The following is a 19,702-nucleotide window of genomic DNA, read 5'->3' as shown; positions in this document are numbered from 1 at the left end:
CGCCCTCCTTATTCGGTTGTATCGTCTTCTCTTGCCTCCGGCACGCTGCGCAGCCAGCTGACCAGCGCGAACGCATCCTTCATGCCGCTCGCCAGCTGCGGCACCAGCAGTTCCGGTGCGTTCAGCAGCAGCGGCACCTCGACCCACACGAAAAAGCTCTTCAGCTTCAGGTATTCCACCAGTGGGTGGTTGGGGTCGACGCCCTTCGGTGGACGCTGCAGCTTGTCTTCTTCCTGCAGGTCGCCATAGGTCGTGCGGAGATGCTTATTCTTCAACATTTTGCTGAAGCCTGTCGCATCGTTGACCACGTGTTCACGGATCGCCTTCAGGCGGTGCGCCGGCGGCAGGTATTCGCCCGCGCCGAACAGCAGGTTGCCGTTGGCCTCGATGTGGAAGTAATACGTCGGTCCGCCGGCCGCGCTCGGACGGCGCTTGTTGAGCGGCGCTATGCCGGCCGAGAAATGGGTTTTATAAGGACGCTTGTCCTTGGCGAAGCGCACGTCGCGGTGGATGCGGAACAGTGCCTTCTTGGGATCGCAGCCGGCCACCTGCTTATCAAACGTGCCCAGCTCCTGGATCAGTTCGGTGACCACTTGCAGGAATTCGGCGCGCAGGATGTCGTAGCGTGGTTTGTTCCAGAGGAACCAGGGCCGGTTGTTGTTTTCGCTGAGCTCGCTTAAGAATTGTGTGAGGTCACGCAGGTGCATGCAGGGTCCGGAATGAAGGTTTTTTATTGAGGCTGGCGCGGGCGCTTGCCGACGGTGACGTCGAGCGTGGACTCGCGGTTCTTGCGCAGGATGCGCAGCGGCGCCTTGTCGCCCGGTTCGAGCTGGGCGATGAGGTTGAGCATCTCGCTGGTATTCGCTACGTTCTTGCCGCCGACGGCCACCAGGATGTCGCCCGGGCGCATGCCGGCGCGGTCGGCCGGGCCGCCGCGCACCACGCCGGCAATGATCGCTCCGCTCGAGCGTCCCAGGCCGAAGCTTTCGGCCAGTTCGGGCGTGATGTCCTGCGACTCGATGCCGATCCAGCCGCGCACTACCTGGCCGTGCTCCACGATCGAATCCAGCACCTTCTTGGCGGTACTGACGGGAATGGCGAAGCCGATGCCGACCGAGCCGCCGGTCTGCGAATAGATGGCCGAATTGATGCCGAGCAGGTGGCCATTGGTGTCGACCAGGGCCCCGCCCGAGTTGCCGAAGTTGATCGCGGCGTCGGTCTGGATGAAGTTCTCGAAGTGGTTGATGTGCAGGTTGTTGCGCCCCAGTGCCGAGATGATGCCGAGGGTGACGGTCTGGCCCACGCCGAAGGGATTGCCGATGGCCAGCACCACGTCGCCCACGCGCGCCGCTTCCGGGTCGCCCAGCACCATCACCGGCAGCTTGTCCGCCGCGATGCGGATCACGGCAAGGTCGGTCTCCGGGTCGGTGCCGACTACGCGCGCCGCGGCCTTGCGCCCATCCGCCAGGCCCACTTCGATGACGTCGGCGCCTTCGATGACGTGGTTATTGGTCAGGATGTAGCCGTCGCCGCTGACGATCACGCCCGAGCCGAGGCTGGCCAGCTGCTCGTCGGGCGGCAGGCGGTCGCCGAAGAAGCGACGGAAGAAGGGATCCTTCAGCAGCGGATGGGTTTCACGCGAAGCCTTGCTGGTGAGGATGTTGACGACGGCCGGCATGGCGCGTCCGGCCGCATCGCGGTAGCTGCCGCTGGCCGGCAGGCGCGGGCCCTGCAGCACCGGCACCGCGGACGGGCCGAGCGCGACCTGGGTCGGCGCCCGCTGCAGCCACTCGGGCCGCATGGCGGAAATCACGAAATACAGCGCCAGCGCAACCGTGACGGCCTGCGCGAACAGCAGCCAGAAGCGCTTGATCGCTCCCGGCTGGCGCCGCGGGCGGATGCCCTGCGGCTTGAGTTCGTGGACGCTGTCTTTCACACCATTACTTCCTCAAGGAGTCGCGAATGTCGCGCAGCAGCAGGATTTCTTCCGCTTCCGCCGCGGTGGGCGCTTCGACCGGGCCGCGCAGGCGGTTCACCATGCGCACCATCAGGAAGATGATGAAGGCCAGGATGATGAAGTTCAGCAGGATGGTCAGGAAGTTGCCGTAAGCGAGAACGGCGCCGGCTTTTTGCGCCTCGGCCAGGGGCAAGTCCATGCCCTGGCCGTTCAGCGGCAGGTAGTAATTGGCGAAATCGAGGCCGCCGAACAACATGCTAATCGGCGGCATGATGACGTCCTTGACCAGCGAATCGACGATGCGCCCGAAGGCGGCGCCGATGATCACCCCGACGGCAAGATCGACGACGTTGCCGCGCATTGCGAACGTTTTGAACTCTCCCAGCATGGACATGTCTGTTCCCTTCGTTGTTATTGAGTCAAGCGATTTCATGATACCGCAAGCGGGAATGCTGCGGATGCACACGTGTATAACGGGTCTAAGCAGGTAAGGATATTCCTCTTGGATGTGTCCGCTTGATAATTTTTTTCCAATCGGTATTGCCCTTCACATATAATTTTGTGTTGCTGGAAGCTCTTTATTGATTCTTAAGATTCGTATTTTCACGGAGTGGGGTTGGTATGAGTATTGAAAAGCAGGTCGATTCAGGCCGACGCGGACTGCTCGTCGCGACATGCGCTGCAGGTGGCGTCGTCGGGGTGTCCACGGCGGGAGTTCTTGTTAGTACCTTCCAGCCGTCAGAGCGCGCGAAAGCCGCCGGCGCCCCGGTCGAGGTCGACATCTCCGACGTCAAGCCAGGCGATATGAAGGTGGTCGAATGGCGCGGCAAGCCGGTCTGGATCCTGCGCCGCACGCCCGAGATGATGGCCACCCTGGACAAGGCCGTGCCCGAGCTGGCCGATCCGAACTCCGAAAAACCCTATCAGCTGGAGACGCCGGAATACGCCAAGAACGCTTGGCGCGCCCGCGAAGAGCACAAGGAAGTGCTGGTCACGGTCGGCATCTGCTCGCACCTGGGCTGCTCGCCATCCTCGCGCCTGGCGTCGGGCCCCCAGCCCAACCTGCCCGACAACTGGCCGGGCGGCTTCCTGTGCCCCTGCCACGGGTCGACCTTCGACCTGTCGGCGCGCGTCTTCAAGAACAAGCCGGCGCCGACCAACATGGACGTCCCCCCTTACATGTACCTGTCCGATAACCGCCTGGTGATCGGCAAAGACGAGAAAGGCGAGGCATAACATGGGCGGACCATTCAAGGAAACCCAGGTTCCAGCGAACGCACCGGCCGGCGCCAAGGCCCTGGCCTGGGTCGACGACCGCTTCCCGCTGTCGAAGCTGTGGAACGACCAGTGGGGCAAGTACTACGCCCCCAAGAACTTCAACATCTGGTACCTGTTCGGCTCGCTGGCGATGCTGATCCTGGTGCTGCAGATCGTCACCGGCATCTTCCTGACCATGCACTACAAGCCGGATGCCAACCTGGCCTTCGGTTCGGTCGAGTACATCATGCGCGAAGTGCCGTGGGGCTGGCTGGTGCGCTACATGCACTCCACCGGCGCCTCGATGTTCTTCATCGTGGTCTACCTGCACATGGCGCGCGGCCTGATGTACGGCTCCTATCGCAAGCCGCGCGAGCTGATCTGGCTGTTCGGCTTCGCGATCTTCCTGTGCCTGATGGCCGAGGCCTTCTTCGGCTACCTGCTGCCATGGGGCCAGATGTCCTACTGGGGCGCCCAGGTGATCGTCAACCTGTTCGGTGCGATCCCCGTGATCGGCCCGGACCTGTCGCTGTGGATCCGCGGCGACTACGTCGTGTCGGACGCCACCCTGAACCGCTTCTTCGCCTTCCACGTCATCGCCCTGCCGCTGGTGATCCTGGGCCTGGTTGCCGCCCACCTGATCGCGCTGCACGAAGTCGGCTCGAACAACCCGGACGGCATCGAGATCAAGGACAACATCGGTCCGGACGGCCATCCGGTGGACGGCATTCCGTCGCACCCGTACTACTCGACCAAGGACTTCTTCGGCGTAGCGGCCTTCCTGGTGATCTTCACGGCGATCGTGTTCTTCGCGCCTGAAATGGGCGGCTACTTCCTGGAATACAACAACTTCCTGCCGGCCGACTCGATGAAGACCCCGCCGCACATCGCGCCGACCTGGTACTTCACCCCGTTCTACTCGGTGCTGCGTGCAACCACCGCCGACTTCATGTACGTGCTGATGGCCGCGGTCGCCGCCTACGTCGTGTTCATCTGGCTCAAGTCGCGCCTGGCCTTCAAGACTAAGCTGATCATCGCGGTGGTCGGCCTGGTGCTGGTCATCGGCATGCTGCCGCAGGTGCTGGATGCGAAGTTCTGGGGCGTGGTGCTGTTCGGTTCGTCGGTGGTGATCATCGCCTTCCTGCCGTGGCTCGACCACTCGCCGGCACGCTCGATCCGCTACCGTCCGGACTGGCACAAGTGGGTCTACATCCTGTTCGCGCTGTGCTTCGTGGCCCTGGGCTACCTGGGCACCCAGCTGCCGACGCCGGCCTACACGATCATCTCGCAAGTGGCGACCCTGCTGTACTTTGCGTTCTTCCTGTTGATGCCGTGGTGGAGCACGATGGGCCGGTTCAAGCCGGTCCCGACGCGCCTGACCTACTCGGCCCACTAATCGCAGACCAGAGCACAAGGACAAGAACATGAAATTTGCGAAGAAACTGATCGCGGTCCTGGCGCTGCTGCCGGGACTGGCATTTGCCTCCGAGGGCGGCTTCCCGCTCGAGCAGGCACCGGAGCGCAGCGACCTGTCGTCGCTGCAGAACGGCGCCAAGCTGTTCATCAACCACTGCCTGAACTGCCACTCGGCATCAAGCATGCGCTACAACCGCCTGCGCGACATCGGCCTGAGCGAAGAGCAGATCAAGAACAACCTGTTGTTTTCACAAGACAAGGTTGGCGGCATGATGACGACGGCGATGCGCCCGGACGACGCCAAGACCTGGTTCGGCGCCGTGCCGCCGGACCTGTCGGTGATGGCGCGCGCCAAGGCTTCGCCTTCGGGCACCGGCGCGGACTACCTGTACACCTACCTGCGCACCTTCTACAAGGACGACACCCGCCCGACCGGCTGGAACAACATGATCGTGCCGAACGTCGCCATGCCGCACGTGATGTGGCAGCAACAGGGCGTGCGCCAGGCGAAGTTCGCCGACGTGCCTGACCCGCACGAGGCCGGCAAGACCATCCACAAGTTCGTCGGTTTCGAGCAAGTCCAGCCGGGCACGATGTCCCAGAAGGAGTTCGACACCGCGACCGCCGACCTGGTTGCCTACCTGGTGTGGATGGCTGAGCCAGCGCAAGACCAACGCAAGAAGTTAGGCGTTATTGTGTTGCTCTTCATGACGCTTTTCGCCTTCATGGCTTGGCTCTTGAACAAGTCGTACTGGAAAGAAGTGAAGTAAATTCGCTTTCATTGCCCGGTTGGCTATAATACGGGCAATCATTTTTCGGGGTGAATCGCTAGGCGCTTCACCCCATTGTTTCTTAAGGAACTATAAACCATGATGGTTCTCTACTCCGGCACCACGTGCCCGTTCTCCCAACGCTGCCGCCTCGTCCTGTTCGAAAAGGGCATGGACTTCGAGGTGCGCGACGTCGACCTGTTCAACAAGCCGGAAGACATCTCGACCATGAACCCCTACGGCCAGGTACCGATCCTGGTCGAGCGCGAACTGATCCTGTATGAGTCGAACATCATCAACGAGTACATCGACGAGCGCTTCCCGCACCCGCAGCTGATGCCGGCCGATCCGCTGATGCGCGCCCGTGCCCGCCTGATGCTGTTCAACTTCGAGAAGGAACTGTTCGTCCATGTGCACGTGCTGGAAAGCGAGCGCAACAAGATGAACGACAAGAGCCACGACAAGGCCCGCAATGAAATCCGCGACCGCCTGACCACGCTGGCTCCGCTGTTCCTGAAGAACAAGTACATGCTGGGTGACGAGTTCTCGATGCTGGACGTCGCGATCGCCCCGCTGCTCTGGCGCCTGGACCACTACGGTATCGAGCTGTCGAAGACCGCGGCCCCGCTGATGAAGTACGCCGAGCGCATCTTCTCGCGTCCGGCCTACATCGAAGCGCTGACCCCGTCCGAGAAGGTGATGCGCCGCTGATGCAGTCTGCGGGCGCTGAGCGCGCCCGCATGCCGCATCGCCGGCTTCAGTGATTCAGTACGCGCCGGTTTCGGACGCCGCACAGGCGAATCCGCTAAACTGGCGCGCAAGCTTTGCTTTTTTTATCACGTCCATGTCAGAGATTTCCACCAAGCCCTACCTGCTGCGCGCCATCTACGAGTGGTGCACGGACAGCGGCTATACGCCCTACCTCGCGGTCAAGGTCGACTCCGCTACCACGGTGCCGATGGAGTACGTCCGCAAGGGCGAGATCATCCTGAACATCAGCTACGGCGCCACCTCGGGCCTCAAGATGGACAATGACGCGATCCACTTCCGGGCGCGTTTCAATGGCGTGTCGCGCGAGCTCTACATTCCGGTGCAGAACGTGCTGGCGATTTATGCGAACGAGAATGGCCAGGGGATGGCGTTCGAGGTGAATGTCACGGCGTCGGAGATGGCGCCTTCGTCTGCAGAGGAAGCTTCGGCACCTACCTTGTCCTCGGTGCCAGGCAAGCAGGCTGAATCGCCCGTCGAAACCACGACCGCGCCAGATGGCGATGACGAGCCGCCGAAGAAGGGTGGACGCCCAACGTTGACGCGCATCAAATAGCGTATAATCGTTGTTGCAAGATTAAGCCGACTTAGCTCATCAGGTAGAGCAGTTGATTTGTAATCATCAGGTGGCGGGTTCGAGTCCTGCAGTCGGCACCAGGTTTCATGTAAAAGCCCAGCTTCCCCAGCTGGGCTTTTTGCTTTCCAGCGCCGGCTAGTTCGCGGAGGCGAGTTCGCGCCCCGCAGCCGACGCCAGCGCCTGGCGGCCGCGCGCCGTTGGCGCAGGCCTGTTACGAGCCACCAGCTGATGGGAATGCCCTTGCACGCCCGGGGCGCCGGCAAGGCGGAAGTGGGAAACCAGCTGTTCCAGGCGGGCCGATTGTTCCTGCATGCTGGCGGCGGCAGCGGCGGCTTCTTCGACCAGCGCCGCGTTCTGCTGGGTCGTTTGATCCATCTGCACGAGCGCCGCATTGACCTGGTCGATGCCGATGCTCTGCTCGCGGCTGGCAGCCGCGATCTCGGCCATGATGCCGGTGACCCGTTCGACGCTGCTAACCACCTCGCCGATGGTGGCGCCGGCCTGCTGCACCAGGCTGGTGCCGTTGTTGACCTCGGAGACCGAATCGCCGATCAGCGCCTTGATTTCCTTGGCCGCGGTCGCGGAACGCTGCGCCAGGTTGCGCACCTCGCTGGCCACGACAGCGAAACCACGGCCCTGCTCACCGGCCCGTGCCGCCTCGACCGCGGCATTCAGCGCAAGGATATTGGTCTGGAACGCGATGCCGTCGATGACGCCGATGATGTCGACGATCTTGCGCGAGGCGGCATCGATGGCGCCCATCGTGTCGACGACTTGTCCGACGATCTGCCCGCCCCGCACCGCGACCTGGGCGGCATCCTGCACCAGCTTGTTGGCATGGGTGGCGCTGTCGGCGTTCTGGCGCACCGTCGAGGTAAGCTCTTCCACGGAGGCCGCGGTTTCCTCGAGCGCTCCGGCCTGCTGTTCGGTGCGGGCGGACAGGTCGAAATTTCCGCTGGCGATTTCCATGGAGGCGCCGGCAATCGCGCGCGTGCCCTGCTGCACCTCGGACACCACAGTGGCGAGGCCGTCGTTCATCGTCTGCATGGCGCGCATCAGATCGCCCACCTCGTCGCCGCGGTGCTTGTCGAAGCTGCCGCTCAGGTCGCCACCGGCGACCGACTCGGCCACACGCACGGCCTCCTTGAGGGGCCGGGCGATGCTGCGCGTGATCGCCACGGCAGCCAGGACGCCCAGCACCAGCATCAGGCCATTGAGCAGCAGCACGAGGCGTGCATGCGTTTCGAAGGATGCCTGGATCGCCTTGTTCGCCTCGTCGATCGTCTGGCGCTGCAAGGCATGCAGGCCCTGCACCGCTTCCGAATAGGTTTGCGCGGCCGGCTCGAATTCGCTCGTGTACAGGCGCTCGGCGGCGGCGGCATCGCCGGCCTTCTTGGCATCCATGACCGCCACTTTGGCCGCCTGGTATTTGGCGCGCAGCGACTTGATGTTCTCCAGCTTGGCCTTTTCTTCGGGAGAAGTGAGCAGCGGCTCGATCTGCTTGATCAGTTCGGTGGAACGGGCGACGCTGTCGGAAATCGTTTTGGCGAACACTTCGCTCAGGCTATTGTCGCTGCTGCGGGCGATCAGGGAAGTCCGGGCGATCGCGGAGTAGGTCATCGTGTACCAGCTCGACACCAGGCGCTCCTTGGCCAGGGGCACGGCCATCATCTGCTCGGTAGCCTGCGCACTGGACCGCGCAGCCAGCAGGGCAGAGCCCGTGGCGATCGTGGCAAGCACGAGGATCAGTGCGAAAGCGAATGCGAGGCGCGTACCGATGCGCACGTTATGAAAAAAGTAATTCATGGTTCAGCCGTGTCTCCTGGATATTTTTCTGACCCACGTCAAACGTCGCGTAGGATTATTCTTACAGGGTAAATATAGCTTGTGTCTTGGACAAAGGAGGAAAAGCTTGGATGATGAACAAGGAAATTTCCTGTCCATAGGAACTTTTGGTTGCTAGAATCCAACAAACACCATTTCCAGCTCAGCTTGGGCTGCCCTTGCCCAGCCGTCCGCCCGCCGCCAGGTAGGTCGACACGAAGCTGTCGAACCCGACATACCGTTGTGGAGGGTAGTGATTGGCCTGCCCCGGCCCTTTCGGCAAGGCCGCCCAGGTCCGTGCCACCTTGGGCATGACCTCGACGATCTCCCCCGCCTTGATCTCCTCGACGACGCCGAGGCCATGCAGGATCTCGACCGCGATCAGGTCTTGCGTCCGGGGCGAAAAATCCACGAGACCCAGCTTGCCGCCGTGATGCTGCCAGGTCGGCCGCGTGATCTGGTACATGCCGGCGGCAGTCGTCTTGCCGTCGATACCAGGTCCGGGGTGCGTCGACATATCGGTGAAGCGCCATCGGTCATTCGGCCGTCCTTTGAGGGCCCCATACTTGAAATCGTAGCCACCCCCTTCCGCGGCGGCGATCGCCTTGAGGAAGGCGGCGACATTCGGGTGCCGCAGATCTTGCGCATTGCGGGCGACACGCTCCTGCCGGGTGCCGGGCGGCTTCGCCTGGGCGCTGGGCTGCTTGTCCGACATGGTTCCTCCTGCTGGCGGCCGCTCTCACATCCATCTTAGGAAAACGGCACTGCATACGCTTGAGCAGGCGCAGCACCGGGCGCTGCGCTTGACCAAGATCACAAAGCCCACACCGCCAACTTGCGGCGGAGTAAAACGGTCTTTCAGGAAATGCTTGCTTAAAAGGACTTTAAACTGTGCCAAAATCCAGCACTGGAATATTTGTTTGACCACGATTTCACCCGGTGCTATAGTCGGGCCAAGCCAATGGTAACGTTTCCAAATTACCGAAAAATAATGGCGCAGAACGGAGACACGATGTTCACAGGACGCACCCTGGCGGCAGCCTGCGCATGGCTGTGCGCTGCTGCTTTGACGGATACAGCTTCGGCACAGGCTGCCGCATCGCTGCCATCCGCGCCCAAGGCAGAAGTCATCCACTGGTGGACATCCGGCGGCGAATCGGCCGCAGTGAAACAGGTCGCCCAGGCCTACCGCAATGCCGGCGGCATCTGGATCGACACCGCGATCGCCGGCGGCGACCAGTCCCGTGCCGTGACCATCAACCGCATCGTCGGCGGCAATCCGCCCACCGCGGCCCAGTTCAACACCTCCAAGCAGTTCCTCGACGTGATCGAAGCGGGGATGCTCAACAACGTCGACGCCGTCGCGCGCGCCCAGAACTGGGACCGGATGCTGCCGCCGCCGATCATCGACGTCATCAAGGTGGACGGCCACTATTACGCGGTGCCGCTGAACATCCACATGCAGACCTGGTTCTGGTATTCGAAGTCCGCCTTCCGGAAGGCCGGCATCACGAAGGAACCCGCGAGCATGCTTGAGTTCTTCGCCGCGCTCGACAAGCTCAAGGCGGCCGGCATCATCCCCCTCGCCCACGGCGGCCAGTCCTGGCAGGAGACCGTGCTGTTCTCGGCAATCCTGGCCAACATGGGCGGCAAGGAGCTGTACCTGAAGGCGATGCGCGACCGCGACCAGGCGACCCTGCTGTCGCCGGAGTTCCGCAAGGTGCTAACGGCCTTCAAACGTTTGAAATCCTATGTCGATGCCGGCTCGCCTGGTCGCAACTGGAACGACGCCACCGCCCTGGTCATCAGCGGAAAGGCCGGCTTCCAGGTAATGGGCGACTGGGCCAAGGGCGAGTTCACGAATGCACGCCAGGTCGCGGGCCAGCACTACGGATGTATGGCCGGCTTCACCTCGTCCGCGCCCTACCTGATCCAGGGCGACGTCTTCGTCTTCCCGCGCACCGACGACAACGGCGCCATCAAAGCGCAGCAGCTACTCGCAAACGTCGTGTCACAGCCGGCCCTGCAAGTCGGCTTCAGCAAGCTGAAAGGCTCGATCCCGGTCCGCACCGACGTCGACGCGGCCGAACTGGACCTGTGCGCCCAGAAGGGCATCGAAATCATGAAGGACCGCGCGCGCCAGGCCGGCGTGACGGAGGTCTACCTCACGCCGGACCAGAACGGCGCCATGCAGGACGTCCTTACCGCCTACTGGAACACGAACATGCCGGTCGAACGCGCCCAGAAGAGCATCGCCAACGCCCTCAAATACTGACCGTCATGCTCACCCTGCGCGCCCACAAGATCAGTCCACACCTCGCCTTGCTGCCGATGGCGCTGACGGTGCTGGTCGCCTATGTCGGCGCGGCCTTGTGGACCTTCCGCACCTCGTTCACCGCCTCGCGTACCTTCCCTTCCGATCACTTCATCGGCGCCGCCCAATACGTGCGCCTGTTCGACAACGAGCGCTGGCTGATCTCGCTGAACAACCTGGCCGTCTACGGCGCGCTGTTCATCGCCGCCTGCATGGTCCTCGGCTTCCTGCTGGCCGCCTTCATCGACCAGAACGTCAATGGCGAAGGCTTCCTGCGCACGGTCTTCCTCTACCCTTACGCGATGTCCTTCGTCGCCACCGGCCTGGTATGGCAGTGGATGCTGGCGCCGGGCGCCGGCATCGAAGGGGCGGTGCGCCAGCTCGGCTTCGCGGATTTCAGCTTCGATTGGATCATCGACCAGGAAATGGTCATCTACACCATCGTCATCGCCGCCGTCTGGCAGGCGTCCGGCCTGGTGATGGCGATGATGCTGGCCGGCCTGCGCGGGGTCGATCCCGAGATCTACAAGGCGGCGCGCCTGGACGGCATCCCTGCCTGGCGCGTCTACCTGCGGATCGTGCTGCCCATGCTGGGGCCGACCATCGCCACCGTCTTCCTGCTGTTGTGCACCGCCGTGGTCAAGCTGTATGACGCGGTGGTGGCGATGACCGGCGGCGGCCCCGGTACCGCCAGCGAGGTGCCGGCCAAATTCATCATGGACCACCTGTTCCTGCGTTCGAACATCGGGCTGGCCTCCGCCGGCGCGGTCACCCTGCTGATCCCGGTACTGGTCCTGCTGGCGCCCTACGCCTACGCACGCAGCCGGAGGAACCGCGCATGAGCGACACCACCCTGCAGGCCCCCGTGATGACATTCGCCGCACCAGCCACCAGCCGCAAGCGTATTCGTCCTGCGCGTATCGGCGTCTACGCTTTCCTGTTCAGCGCCGCGCTGTACTTCCTGCTGCCGCTGTACGTCATGATCATCACCTCCTTCAAGTCGATGGACGAGATCCGCAACGGCAATGTGTTCGCACTGCCGCTGCTGGCGACCGTCGAGCCGTGGACGAAGGCCTGGAGCCAGGTCAGCGGCGGCTTCTGGAATTCGGTGGCGATCACGGTGCCGAGCACCGTCATCCCGATCCTGCTGGGCGCCATCAACGGCTATGCGCTGTCGTTCTGGCGTCCGCGCGGCGCGAATGTCCTGTTCGGCGTGCTGCTGGCCGGCGCCTTCATCCCGGTGCAGGTGATGATCTACCCGCTGGTGTGGATGATGGCGCGTGCCAGCGTGTTCGGCTCGCTGCCGGCCATCGTGCTGGTGCACGTCATCTTCGGCATGCCGATCATGACCCTGCTGTTCCGGAATTACTACGCCTCGGTGCCGCACGAGCTGTTCCAGGCCGCGCGTATCGACGGCGGCGGCTTCTGGCGCATCTTCCTGCAGGTGATGCTGCCGATGTCGCTGCCGATCGTGGTGGTCGCCGCCATCATGCAGATCACCGGCGTGTGGAATGACTACATCCTGGGCCTGGTGTTCGCGGGCCGCGACAATGCGCCGATGACGGTGCAGCTGAATAACGTGATCAACACCACCACCGGCACCCGCCTGTACAACGTCAACATGGCCGCGACCATCCTGACGGCGGCGCTGCCGCTGGCGATCTACTTCATCTCGGGACGCTGGTTCGTGCGCGGTATCGCCGCCGGCGCCGTGAAAGGCTGAACTCCATGTCGAACGTCCATCTGCGCAAGCTGTGCATCACCCGCGGCAGCAACCAGGTCATCCGCGACCTCGACCTGCACATCGAGCCGGGCGAATTCCTGGTCCTGCTCGGGCCCTCGGGCTGCGGCAAATCGACCCTGCTGCACAGCATCGCCGGCCTGATCGACCTGGCCGAGGGGTCGATCGAGATCGGCGGCCGCGACATGAGTTACGCCGACCCGAGCGAACGCGGAATCGGCATGGTGTTCCAGTCGTATGCGCTCTACCCGACCATGACGGTCGAGAAGAATATGTCCTTCGGCCTGCGCATCTCGGGCGCGCCAAAAGCAGAGATCCAGCGCCGCGTACAGAAGGCGGCCGAGATGCTGCAGCTCGAGTCGCTGCTGGACCGCAAGCCGGCCCAGCTCTCGGGCGGCCAGCGCCAGCGCGTGGCGATCGGGCGTGCCCTGGTGCGCGAAGCCGGCGTCTACCTGTTCGACGAACCGCTCTCGAACCTGGACGCCAAGCTGCGCGCCGAACTGCGCCGCGAACTGAAACTGCTGCACCAGAACCTCGGCTCGACCATGGTCTATGTGACCCACGACCAGGCCGAGGCGATGACCCTGGCCACCCGCATCGTCGTGATGCAGGGCGGCCGCATCCAGCAGATCGGCACCCCGGGCGAGGTCTACGAGCGCCCGGCCAACCGCTTCGTGGCCGGCTTCCTCGGTTCTCCTTCGATGAATTTCATCGAAGGAGAACTCGACGTGCAGCGCCGCTTCAGCGCCGGTGCGCTTGCCTTGAACCTGGCGCCGGACTGCGTGGCGCCGTCAGGCGCGGTGACGCTGGCGGTGCGGCCGGAAGACATCCACCTCGGCGAGGACGGTCCTCTGCAGGCCAGCGTGACGCTGGTCGAGCCGATGGGGAACCACCAGGTGGTCTGGCTCGACTGTGGCGGGCACCAGCTGTCCAGCATCGTGCATGACCCGCGGCCACTCGCGAGCGGGCAAGCGCTGCGCTTCGGCATCGATGCGGCACGTGTGTCGCTGTTCGATCCGGCCAGCGGCAAGCGCCTTTAAAGACAGGTGTCAGTGTCAGATGAATGCAGTATGCTTCAGTGTTTTTCGAATAACCGTTTACCGATGAAGGATCGTCAGTGGCAACCATCAAGGACGTAGCGCGTCTCGCCGGCGTCGGCCTCGGTACCGCCTCGCGCGTGGTCAGCGGCAAGGGTTCGGTGTCGCCGGCCACGCTGGAACGCGTGCGCAAGGCGATCGACGAGCTCGGGTTCCGGCCTTCGCACGCGGCGCGCGCCCTGCTGTCCGGCACCAGCCGGATGGTCGGCGTCTACATCCCTGTCCTGAGCGGTACCTTCTACACCCCGATCCTGCAGATCATCGACACCGAGCTGCGCGCCGCCGGCCTGCACATGGTGGTGGCCTTCGGGGTCGGCCTGGGCGACGCACGCCGCCAGGCCATCGAGGGCATCGAGTTCCTGATCGAGCGCGGCTGCGACGGCATCGTCATGATGACCAGCGCCCTCACCGACGAGGACCTGGCCACCCTGGGCGGCAAGCAGAAACAGATCGTCGCGCTGAACCACGAGTTCAGCCAGATCCCGGACCAGTGCTTCACGGTCGACCACGCGCTGGGCGGACGTCTGGCTGCGCGCACCCTGCTCGACTACAAGCACCGCGACATCGCCGTCATCGCCGGTCCCGCGGCGCTGGCCGACAACGTGGCCCGTGTCGACGGCTTCATGCGCGAACTGGAAGCGGAAGGTATCGACACGGACAAGGTCTGGGTCACCGAGAGCGACTTCTCGCCGCAAGGCGGCTGGTCCGCGGCCAAGGAGCTGGTCGATTCGGGCTATCAATGCACCGCCCTGTTCTGCGCCAACGACGAGATGGCGGTGGGCGCCCTCGCCTACTTCCAGGAGGCCGGCATCAGCGTGCCGCGCGACCTGTCGGTGATCGGCTACGACGACACGCCGAGCGCCGCGTTCTCGGCCCCGCGCCTGACCTCCGTGCACATGCCCTGGCGCGAGATGACGCTGAACGGCCTGAACGCCCTGCTCAACCGCTGCTACGACCTGCACCGCCCGGTGACACGCACTTTCCCGGTGAGCGTGACGCTGCGCGCTTCGCTGGCAAAAGTGCCTGGTACGACGCGAAACAAGAAGAAATAAGAAGGCACGGCCGCGCGCCGTCCTTTTTTTTAGATTGCAATTGGAAAGCTTTCCAAATATCCTAGCGTAACGAGCTAACACAGACCAGACCATGACAAAAGCATCCCGTCCCGAGCCGAGCGCGCCAATGCGCGGCGATTTCGCCCCCGACTTCTTGTGGGGCTGCGCCACCTCCTCCTACCAGATCGAAGGCGCCGGCCAGGAAGACGGCCGGGTCGAATCGATCTGGGACCGCTTCGCCGCCACCCCGGGCAAGATCAAGGACGGCTCGAACGGTTCGGTCGCCTGCGACCACTACCACCGCTGGCCGGAAGACTTCGACATCGGCCGCGACATGGGACTGAACGCCTACCGCTTCTCGATCGCCTGGCCGCGCATCTTTTCGGAGGTCGGCGGCAAGCCGAACGAAAAGGGCCTGGATTTTTATTCGCGCCTGGTGGACGGCATGCTGGAGCGCGGCCTGCAGCCCTGGGCCACGCTCTACCACTGGGACCTGCCGCAATTCCTCCAGGACCGCGGCGGCTGGAACGAGCGCGCCACCGTCGACGCCTACCTGGCCTTCGTCGATGCGGTGACGCGCCGCCTGGGCGACCGCGTGCAGCACTGGATCACCCACAACGAACCCTGGTGCACCTCGATCATCGGCAACTTCGAAGGCTGGCATGCGCCCGGCAATACCGACTTCAAGACGGCGCTGCAGGTGGCCCACCACGTGCTGCTCTCGCACGGCAAGGCGGTGCCGCTGATCCGCGCCAACGTGCGCAATGCGAAGGCCGGCATCGCCCTGAGCCTGCATCCGGTGCGCGCGGCCAGCAATCAGCCCGAGGACATTGCTGCGGCCGAGCGCCACGACGGCCTGCGCTACCGCTGGTTCCTCGACCCGCTGTACGGCCGCGGCTATCCGAAGGCGACGCTGGACGCCATCGGCGACGCCGCCCCGGTCGTGCTGCCGGGCGACCTCGAGGCCATCGCCGTGCCGACCGATTTCCTCGGCGTGAACTACTACTTCCCCGAGACCATCCAGCACGACCCGGCCCATGCGCCGCTGTCGGCGCGCGTGCTGCCGCCGGCGCCTGGCGCCGAGACCACCTACATGGGCTGGGAAGTGGCGCCGCAGGGCCTGGCCGAACTCCTGCTGCGCATCGAGAACGACTACCATCCGGGCCCGATGTACATCACCGAGAACGGTTCCTGCTATGCGGACGAAGTGAATGCGCAATGCGAGATCGACGACGTCGAGCGCCGCCACTACCTGATGCGCCACCTGGCCGCGCTGAAGTCCGCTATCCAGGACGGCGTGCCGGTGAAGGGCTACTTCGCCTGGAGCCTGCTCGACAACTTTGAATGGGCCGAGGGCTACCTGAAGCGCTTCGGCCTCACCCACATCGACTACACGACCCAGGAGCGCCGCCTGAAGGGCAGCGGCAAGTGGTACCGCTCCTTCCTGCGCGGCGAATAAACCAACAAACAGCGAGACGACCCATGACACCCATGCTTCGCAACCCGGTATTGGCGCTTGCCATTGCGCTTTCCTTTCCAGCCGCCGCGGCACCCTTGAGCGACTGGCCGCAGGTGCGCAGCGCCATCGCGAACGATGCCGCGCTCGAGCAGCGCGTGCGCGACATCGTCGGCAAGATGACGCTGGCGCAGAAGGTCGGCCAGATGACCCAGCCCGAGATCAAGAGCGCCACGCCGGAAGACGTGAAGCGCTACTACCTCGGCTCGGTGCTCAACGGCGGCGGCAGCTGGCCGAACGGGAACAAGCATGCGAAGGCGGCCGAGTGGCTGGCGCTGGCGCAGCGCTACCACGAGGCCTCGATGTCGACGGACATGACGGTCAAGGTGCCGGTCGTGTGGGGCACGGACGCGGTCCACGGCCACAACAACGTGTTCGGCGCCACCCTCTTCCCGCACAATATCGGCCTCGGCGCGGCCCGCAATCCGAAGCTGCTGGAAGAAATCGGCGCGGCCACCGCCAAGGCCACGCGCGCCAGCGGCATCGCCTGGGTGTTCGGTCCGACCCTGGCCGTGGTGCGCGACGACCGCTGGGGACGCACTTACGAAAGCTATTCCGAGAACCCGGAGGTCGTCAAAAGCTATGCCGGCGCCTACGTACGCGGCATGCAGGGCATGCTGAAGGACGATGCCAACACCATCGCCACCGCCAAGCACTTCATCGGCGACGGCGGCACCGAACACGGCAAGGACCGCGGCGTCAACAAGTCCAGCAAGTCGCAGATGATCAACATCCACGGCGCCGGCTACTACCCTGCATTGGCGGCGGGCGTGCAGACGGTGATGTCCTCCTTCAACTCGTGGAACGACGTCGCCGGCGGCAGCAACTACGGCAAGATGCATGGCAGCCGCGTCATGCTCACCGAGGTGCTCAAGACGAAGATGGGTTTCGACGGCTTCGTCATCACCGACTGGAACGGCCACGGTGAAGTACCGGGCTGCAGCAACGACAGCTGCGCTGCGGCGATCAATGCCGGCAACGACATGGTCATGGTGCCGGACGACTGGAAGGCCTTCATCGCCAACACGATCAGGCAGGTGGAAAGCGGCGCGATCCCGATGGCGCGCATCGACGACGCGGTGAGCCGCATCATCCGCGTCAAGCTGCGCGCCGGCCTGTTCGGCAAGAGCCCGGCGCAGAACGCCTATGCGGGCAAGGATGAGGCGATGCAGCCGCGCGAGCTGGCCCGCCGCGCGGTGCGCGAATCGCTGGTGCTGCTCAAGAACGACAGCCCGGTGCTGCCGATCGCACGCGGCAAGAAGATCCTCGTGGTCGGCAAGACCGCGGACGATTTATCGAACCAGACCGGCGGCTGGTCAATTACCTGGCAGGGTACGGCCAATACCAATGCCGATTTCCCGAATGCCGACACGGTGCTGGCCGGTATTCGCGAGGCCGCCGGCAAGGACAATGTCACGTTCAGCGCCGACGCCAAGGGTGTCGATGTAGCGAAGTTCGACGTAGTGGTGGCGGTGATCGGCGAGCGTCCGTATGCGGAAGGCGACGGCGACATCGGACCCAGCGGCACCCTGCGCCACAGCGGCCGCTATCCGGAAGACCTGGCTGTGCTGCAGGCGGTTGCCGGCAAGGGCAAGCCGGTCGTCACCGTGTTCGTCTCGGGCCGTCCGCTCTACGTGAACGACCTGCTCAACCTGTCGGACGTCTTTGTCGCCGCCTGGCTGCCGGGCACCGAGGGAAAAGGTGTGTCCGACCTGCTGGTCGGCGGGTCCAAGCGCTACGACTTCACCGGCAAGCTGCCGTTCTCGTGGCCGAAGTCGGCTTGCCAGACCGACCTGAATGTCGGCGACAGGAACTACGCTCCGCTGTTCGCCTACGGCTACGGGCTGAAGGCATCCACCCGCTCGAAGGTCGGCAAGCTGGACGCCACCTACCCGGCCGGCGGCTGCGGCGCGAGCAGTAGCTTACCGGTGTTCAGCCAGGCCGACCGCGCCAGCTTCCCGCTGACGATCCGCAGCGGACAGCAGCAGCTGGTGCTGGGCGCCGACCTGAATGCGAGCTTCAGCCTGCCGGGCGTCACCGTGCAGACTTCGCAAGTGAACACCCAGCAGGATGCCAAGCTGGTGACCTGGACCGGCCCGGCCACCGTCGAGGCGCGTGGTGCGCGGCCGATGGTGTTGCCAGCGGCGGCCAGCGCCAACGCGGCCCTGCGCTTCGACACCATCGTGTCCGCCGCGCCAAGCGGCAAGGTTTCGATGCGCATGGGTGGCGGCACGCTCGACACCACGGCCCTGTTCAAGCGCCTGGCCGGCAAGGGCAAACAGACCGTCAAGATTCCGCTGGCCTGCTTCCAGGCGAAAGGTACCGATCTCGCCAGGGTGGACACGCCGTTCAGCGTCAGCAGCGACGCGGCCTTTGCCGCCGCCTTCACCAATATTGAGATCGTCGGTGGTGCAGCGGACGAGCCGGACGCTGTGCGCTGCGAGGAACTGCAATGAAGCTGCTGGCCGACATCGGCGGCACCAATGCCCGCTTCGCCCTGCAGTCGGGCGATGGCTTCGACGATATCGAGGTGCTGGCCTGCGCCGACTACCCAACCCTGGGCGACGCCATGCAGGCCTACCTCGCCAAGGCTGCAGCGCGCGGGCTCGCGGCCGACAGCGTGCGCCACGCGGCCATCGCGATCGCCAACCCGGTCGAGGATGACCGGGTCAGCATGACCAACCACCACTGGAGCTTTTCCATCGAAGCATTGCGCCGGCAGCAAGGGCTGGAGACGCTGCTGGTGGTGAACGATTTCGCCGCGCTGGCGATGTCGCTGCCGCACCTGGCGGCGGAGGGACGCGAGCGCATCGGCGGCGGCATCGACCTGCCGAACCGTCCCATCGGCCTGATCGGCCCTGGCACCGGCCTGGGCGTATCCGGCGTCATCCCGGCGGCCGGCCGCTGGTTTGCACTGGCCGGCGAAGGTGGCCACGTCAGCTTCGCGCCGTCGACCAGGGAAGAAGTGGCGATCCTGGAAACGCTGTGGAGTGAATACGGCCACGTGTCGGCCGAGCGCCTGCTGTCGGGCATGGGCATGGAACTGATCCACTGGGCGCTGACCGGCAAGCGCCTCGACGCACCCAGCATCACCGGCGCCGCCATCGATGGCAGCGACGCCGACTGCGTGAAGACCGTCGAGACCTTCTGCAGCATCCTCGGCAGCGTGGCCGGCAACGTCGCGCTGACCCTGGGCGCGACCGGCGGCATGTACATCGGCGGCGGCATCGTGCCGCGCCTTGGTAAAATGTTTACCGAGTCAAGCTTCCGCGCGCGCTTCGAGGACAAGGGGCGCCTCAGCCCCTACCTCGCACGTATCCCGACCTATCTCATCACCGAGCAGTACCCGGCGCTGCGCGGCGTGTCCGCGATGCTGTCGGATCACATCGCGGCACTGCAATAACCACGGAGAC

The 19,702-nt window shown here is 64.3% G+C and carries 18 protein-coding genes and 1 tRNA gene; 14 read left to right on the top strand and 5 right to left on the bottom strand.

Annotated elements, in window-relative coordinates:
* Positions 1-8: 8 nt before the first annotated feature.
* From ACSQ25_RS23995 to mscL, 3 genes are all read right to left on the bottom strand, one after another.
* Positions 9-707, bottom strand: coding sequence for a DUF2461 domain-containing protein (locus ACSQ25_RS23995; protein WP_436108258.1), 699 nt, complete (start codon positions 705-707; stop codon positions 9-11).
* A 23-nt stretch (positions 708-730) separates the two neighbouring features.
* Entirely contained in the window at positions 731-1,873 is a 1,143-nt protein-coding gene (locus ACSQ25_RS23990) for a Do family serine endopeptidase (protein WP_436108283.1), read from the bottom strand.
* A 67-nt stretch (positions 1,874-1,940) separates the two neighbouring features.
* Complete coding sequence (mscL, locus tag ACSQ25_RS23985) at positions 1,941-2,351, bottom strand: large conductance mechanosensitive channel protein MscL (RefSeq protein ID WP_436108257.1); 411 nt, start codon at positions 2,349-2,351, stop codon at positions 1,941-1,943.
* Positions 2,352-2,578: 227 nt separating this feature from the next.
* Here mscL and petA point away from each other — a divergent pair, with 227 nt between their 5' ends.
* The 6 genes from petA (at position 2,579) to ACSQ25_RS23955 (ending at position 6,825) form a co-directional block, all read left to right on the top strand.
* Positions 2,579-3,193, top strand: coding sequence for a ubiquinol-cytochrome c reductase iron-sulfur subunit (petA, locus tag ACSQ25_RS23980; protein WP_436108256.1), 615 nt, complete (start codon positions 2,579-2,581; stop codon positions 3,191-3,193).
* A gap of 1 nt (position 3,194) precedes the next feature.
* Positions 3,195-4,610: a cytochrome b gene (locus ACSQ25_RS23975; protein WP_436108255.1), complete on the top strand. Its 1,416-nt coding sequence runs from the start codon at positions 3,195-3,197 to the stop codon at positions 4,608-4,610.
* 28 nt (positions 4,611-4,638) lie between these two features.
* Positions 4,639-5,400: a cytochrome c1 gene (locus tag ACSQ25_RS23970; RefSeq protein WP_436108254.1), complete on the top strand. Its 762-nt coding sequence runs from the start codon at positions 4,639-4,641 to the stop codon at positions 5,398-5,400.
* A 99-nt stretch (positions 5,401-5,499) separates the two neighbouring features.
* Positions 5,500-6,111 carry a glutathione S-transferase N-terminal domain-containing protein gene (locus ACSQ25_RS23965; protein WP_436108253.1) on the top strand — a complete coding sequence of 204 codons (612 nt, stop codon included), beginning with the start codon at positions 5,500-5,502 and terminating at the stop codon, positions 6,109-6,111.
* 133 nt (positions 6,112-6,244) lie between these two features.
* A complete protein-coding gene (locus tag ACSQ25_RS23960; RefSeq protein WP_436108252.1) occupies positions 6,245-6,724 on the top strand; it encodes a ClpXP protease specificity-enhancing factor in 480 nt (159 codons plus the stop codon).
* Positions 6,725-6,749: 25 nt separating this feature from the next.
* Positions 6,750-6,825 (top strand) — tRNA-Thr (locus ACSQ25_RS23955).
* A gap of 55 nt (positions 6,826-6,880) precedes the next feature.
* On the opposite strand, the gene ACSQ25_RS23950 is transcribed toward ACSQ25_RS23955, so the two are convergent.
* The gene (locus ACSQ25_RS23950; RefSeq protein ID WP_436108251.1) at positions 6,881-8,551 is read right to left on the bottom strand and encodes a methyl-accepting chemotaxis protein; all 1,671 of its coding nucleotides are present in this window, start codon (positions 8,549-8,551) and stop codon (positions 6,881-6,883) included.
* Between the two features lie 181 nt (positions 8,552-8,732).
* On the bottom strand, positions 8,733-9,284 hold the full coding sequence (locus tag ACSQ25_RS23945; RefSeq protein ID WP_436108250.1) for a paar repeat-containing protein: 552 nt from the start codon (positions 9,282-9,284) through the stop codon (positions 8,733-8,735).
* Between the two features lie 297 nt (positions 9,285-9,581).
* On the opposite strand from ACSQ25_RS23945, the gene ACSQ25_RS23940 reads away from it, so the two are divergent.
* From ACSQ25_RS23940 to ACSQ25_RS23905, 8 genes are all read left to right on the top strand, one after another.
* The gene (locus ACSQ25_RS23940; protein ID WP_436108249.1) at positions 9,582-10,844 is read left to right on the top strand and encodes an ABC transporter substrate-binding protein; all 1,263 of its coding nucleotides are present in this window, start codon (positions 9,582-9,584) and stop codon (positions 10,842-10,844) included.
* A gap of 5 nt (positions 10,845-10,849) precedes the next feature.
* Positions 10,850-11,725 (top strand): carbohydrate ABC transporter permease, encoded by an 876-nt coding sequence (locus tag ACSQ25_RS23935; protein ID WP_436108248.1) that lies wholly within the window; start codon positions 10,850-10,852, stop codon positions 11,723-11,725.
* The gene (locus ACSQ25_RS23930) at positions 11,722-12,606 is read left to right on the top strand and encodes a carbohydrate ABC transporter permease (RefSeq protein ID WP_436108247.1); all 885 of its coding nucleotides are present in this window, start codon (positions 11,722-11,724) and stop codon (positions 12,604-12,606) included. The genes ACSQ25_RS23935 and ACSQ25_RS23930 overlap by 4 nt, the downstream gene beginning before the upstream one ends.
* Before the next feature lie 5 nt (positions 12,607-12,611).
* The gene (locus ACSQ25_RS23925; protein ID WP_436108246.1) at positions 12,612-13,664 is read left to right on the top strand and encodes an ABC transporter ATP-binding protein; all 1,053 of its coding nucleotides are present in this window, start codon (positions 12,612-12,614) and stop codon (positions 13,662-13,664) included.
* A 77-nt stretch (positions 13,665-13,741) separates the two neighbouring features.
* On the top strand, positions 13,742-14,773 hold the full coding sequence (locus ACSQ25_RS23920) for a LacI family DNA-binding transcriptional regulator (RefSeq protein WP_436108245.1): 1,032 nt from the start codon (positions 13,742-13,744) through the stop codon (positions 14,771-14,773).
* A 91-nt stretch (positions 14,774-14,864) separates the two neighbouring features.
* Positions 14,865-16,232: a GH1 family beta-glucosidase gene (locus ACSQ25_RS23915; protein WP_436108244.1), complete on the top strand. Its 1,368-nt coding sequence runs from the start codon at positions 14,865-14,867 to the stop codon at positions 16,230-16,232.
* A 23-nt stretch (positions 16,233-16,255) separates the two neighbouring features.
* Positions 16,256-18,745, top strand: coding sequence for a glycoside hydrolase family 3 N-terminal domain-containing protein (locus tag ACSQ25_RS23910; protein ID WP_436108243.1), 2,490 nt, complete (start codon positions 16,256-16,258; stop codon positions 18,743-18,745).
* Entirely contained in the window at positions 18,742-19,692 is a 951-nt protein-coding gene (locus ACSQ25_RS23905) for a glucokinase (RefSeq protein WP_436108242.1), read from the top strand. The genes ACSQ25_RS23910 and ACSQ25_RS23905 overlap by 4 nt, the downstream gene beginning before the upstream one ends.
* Positions 19,693-19,702 lie beyond the last annotated feature (10 nt).

It is taken from the genome of Massilia sp. LjRoot122 (genome assembly GCF_964252725.1).
Lineage (GTDB): Bacteria > Pseudomonadota > Gammaproteobacteria > Burkholderiales > Burkholderiaceae_D > Telluria.
This window is presented reverse-complemented; position numbering and strand designations above follow the sequence as displayed.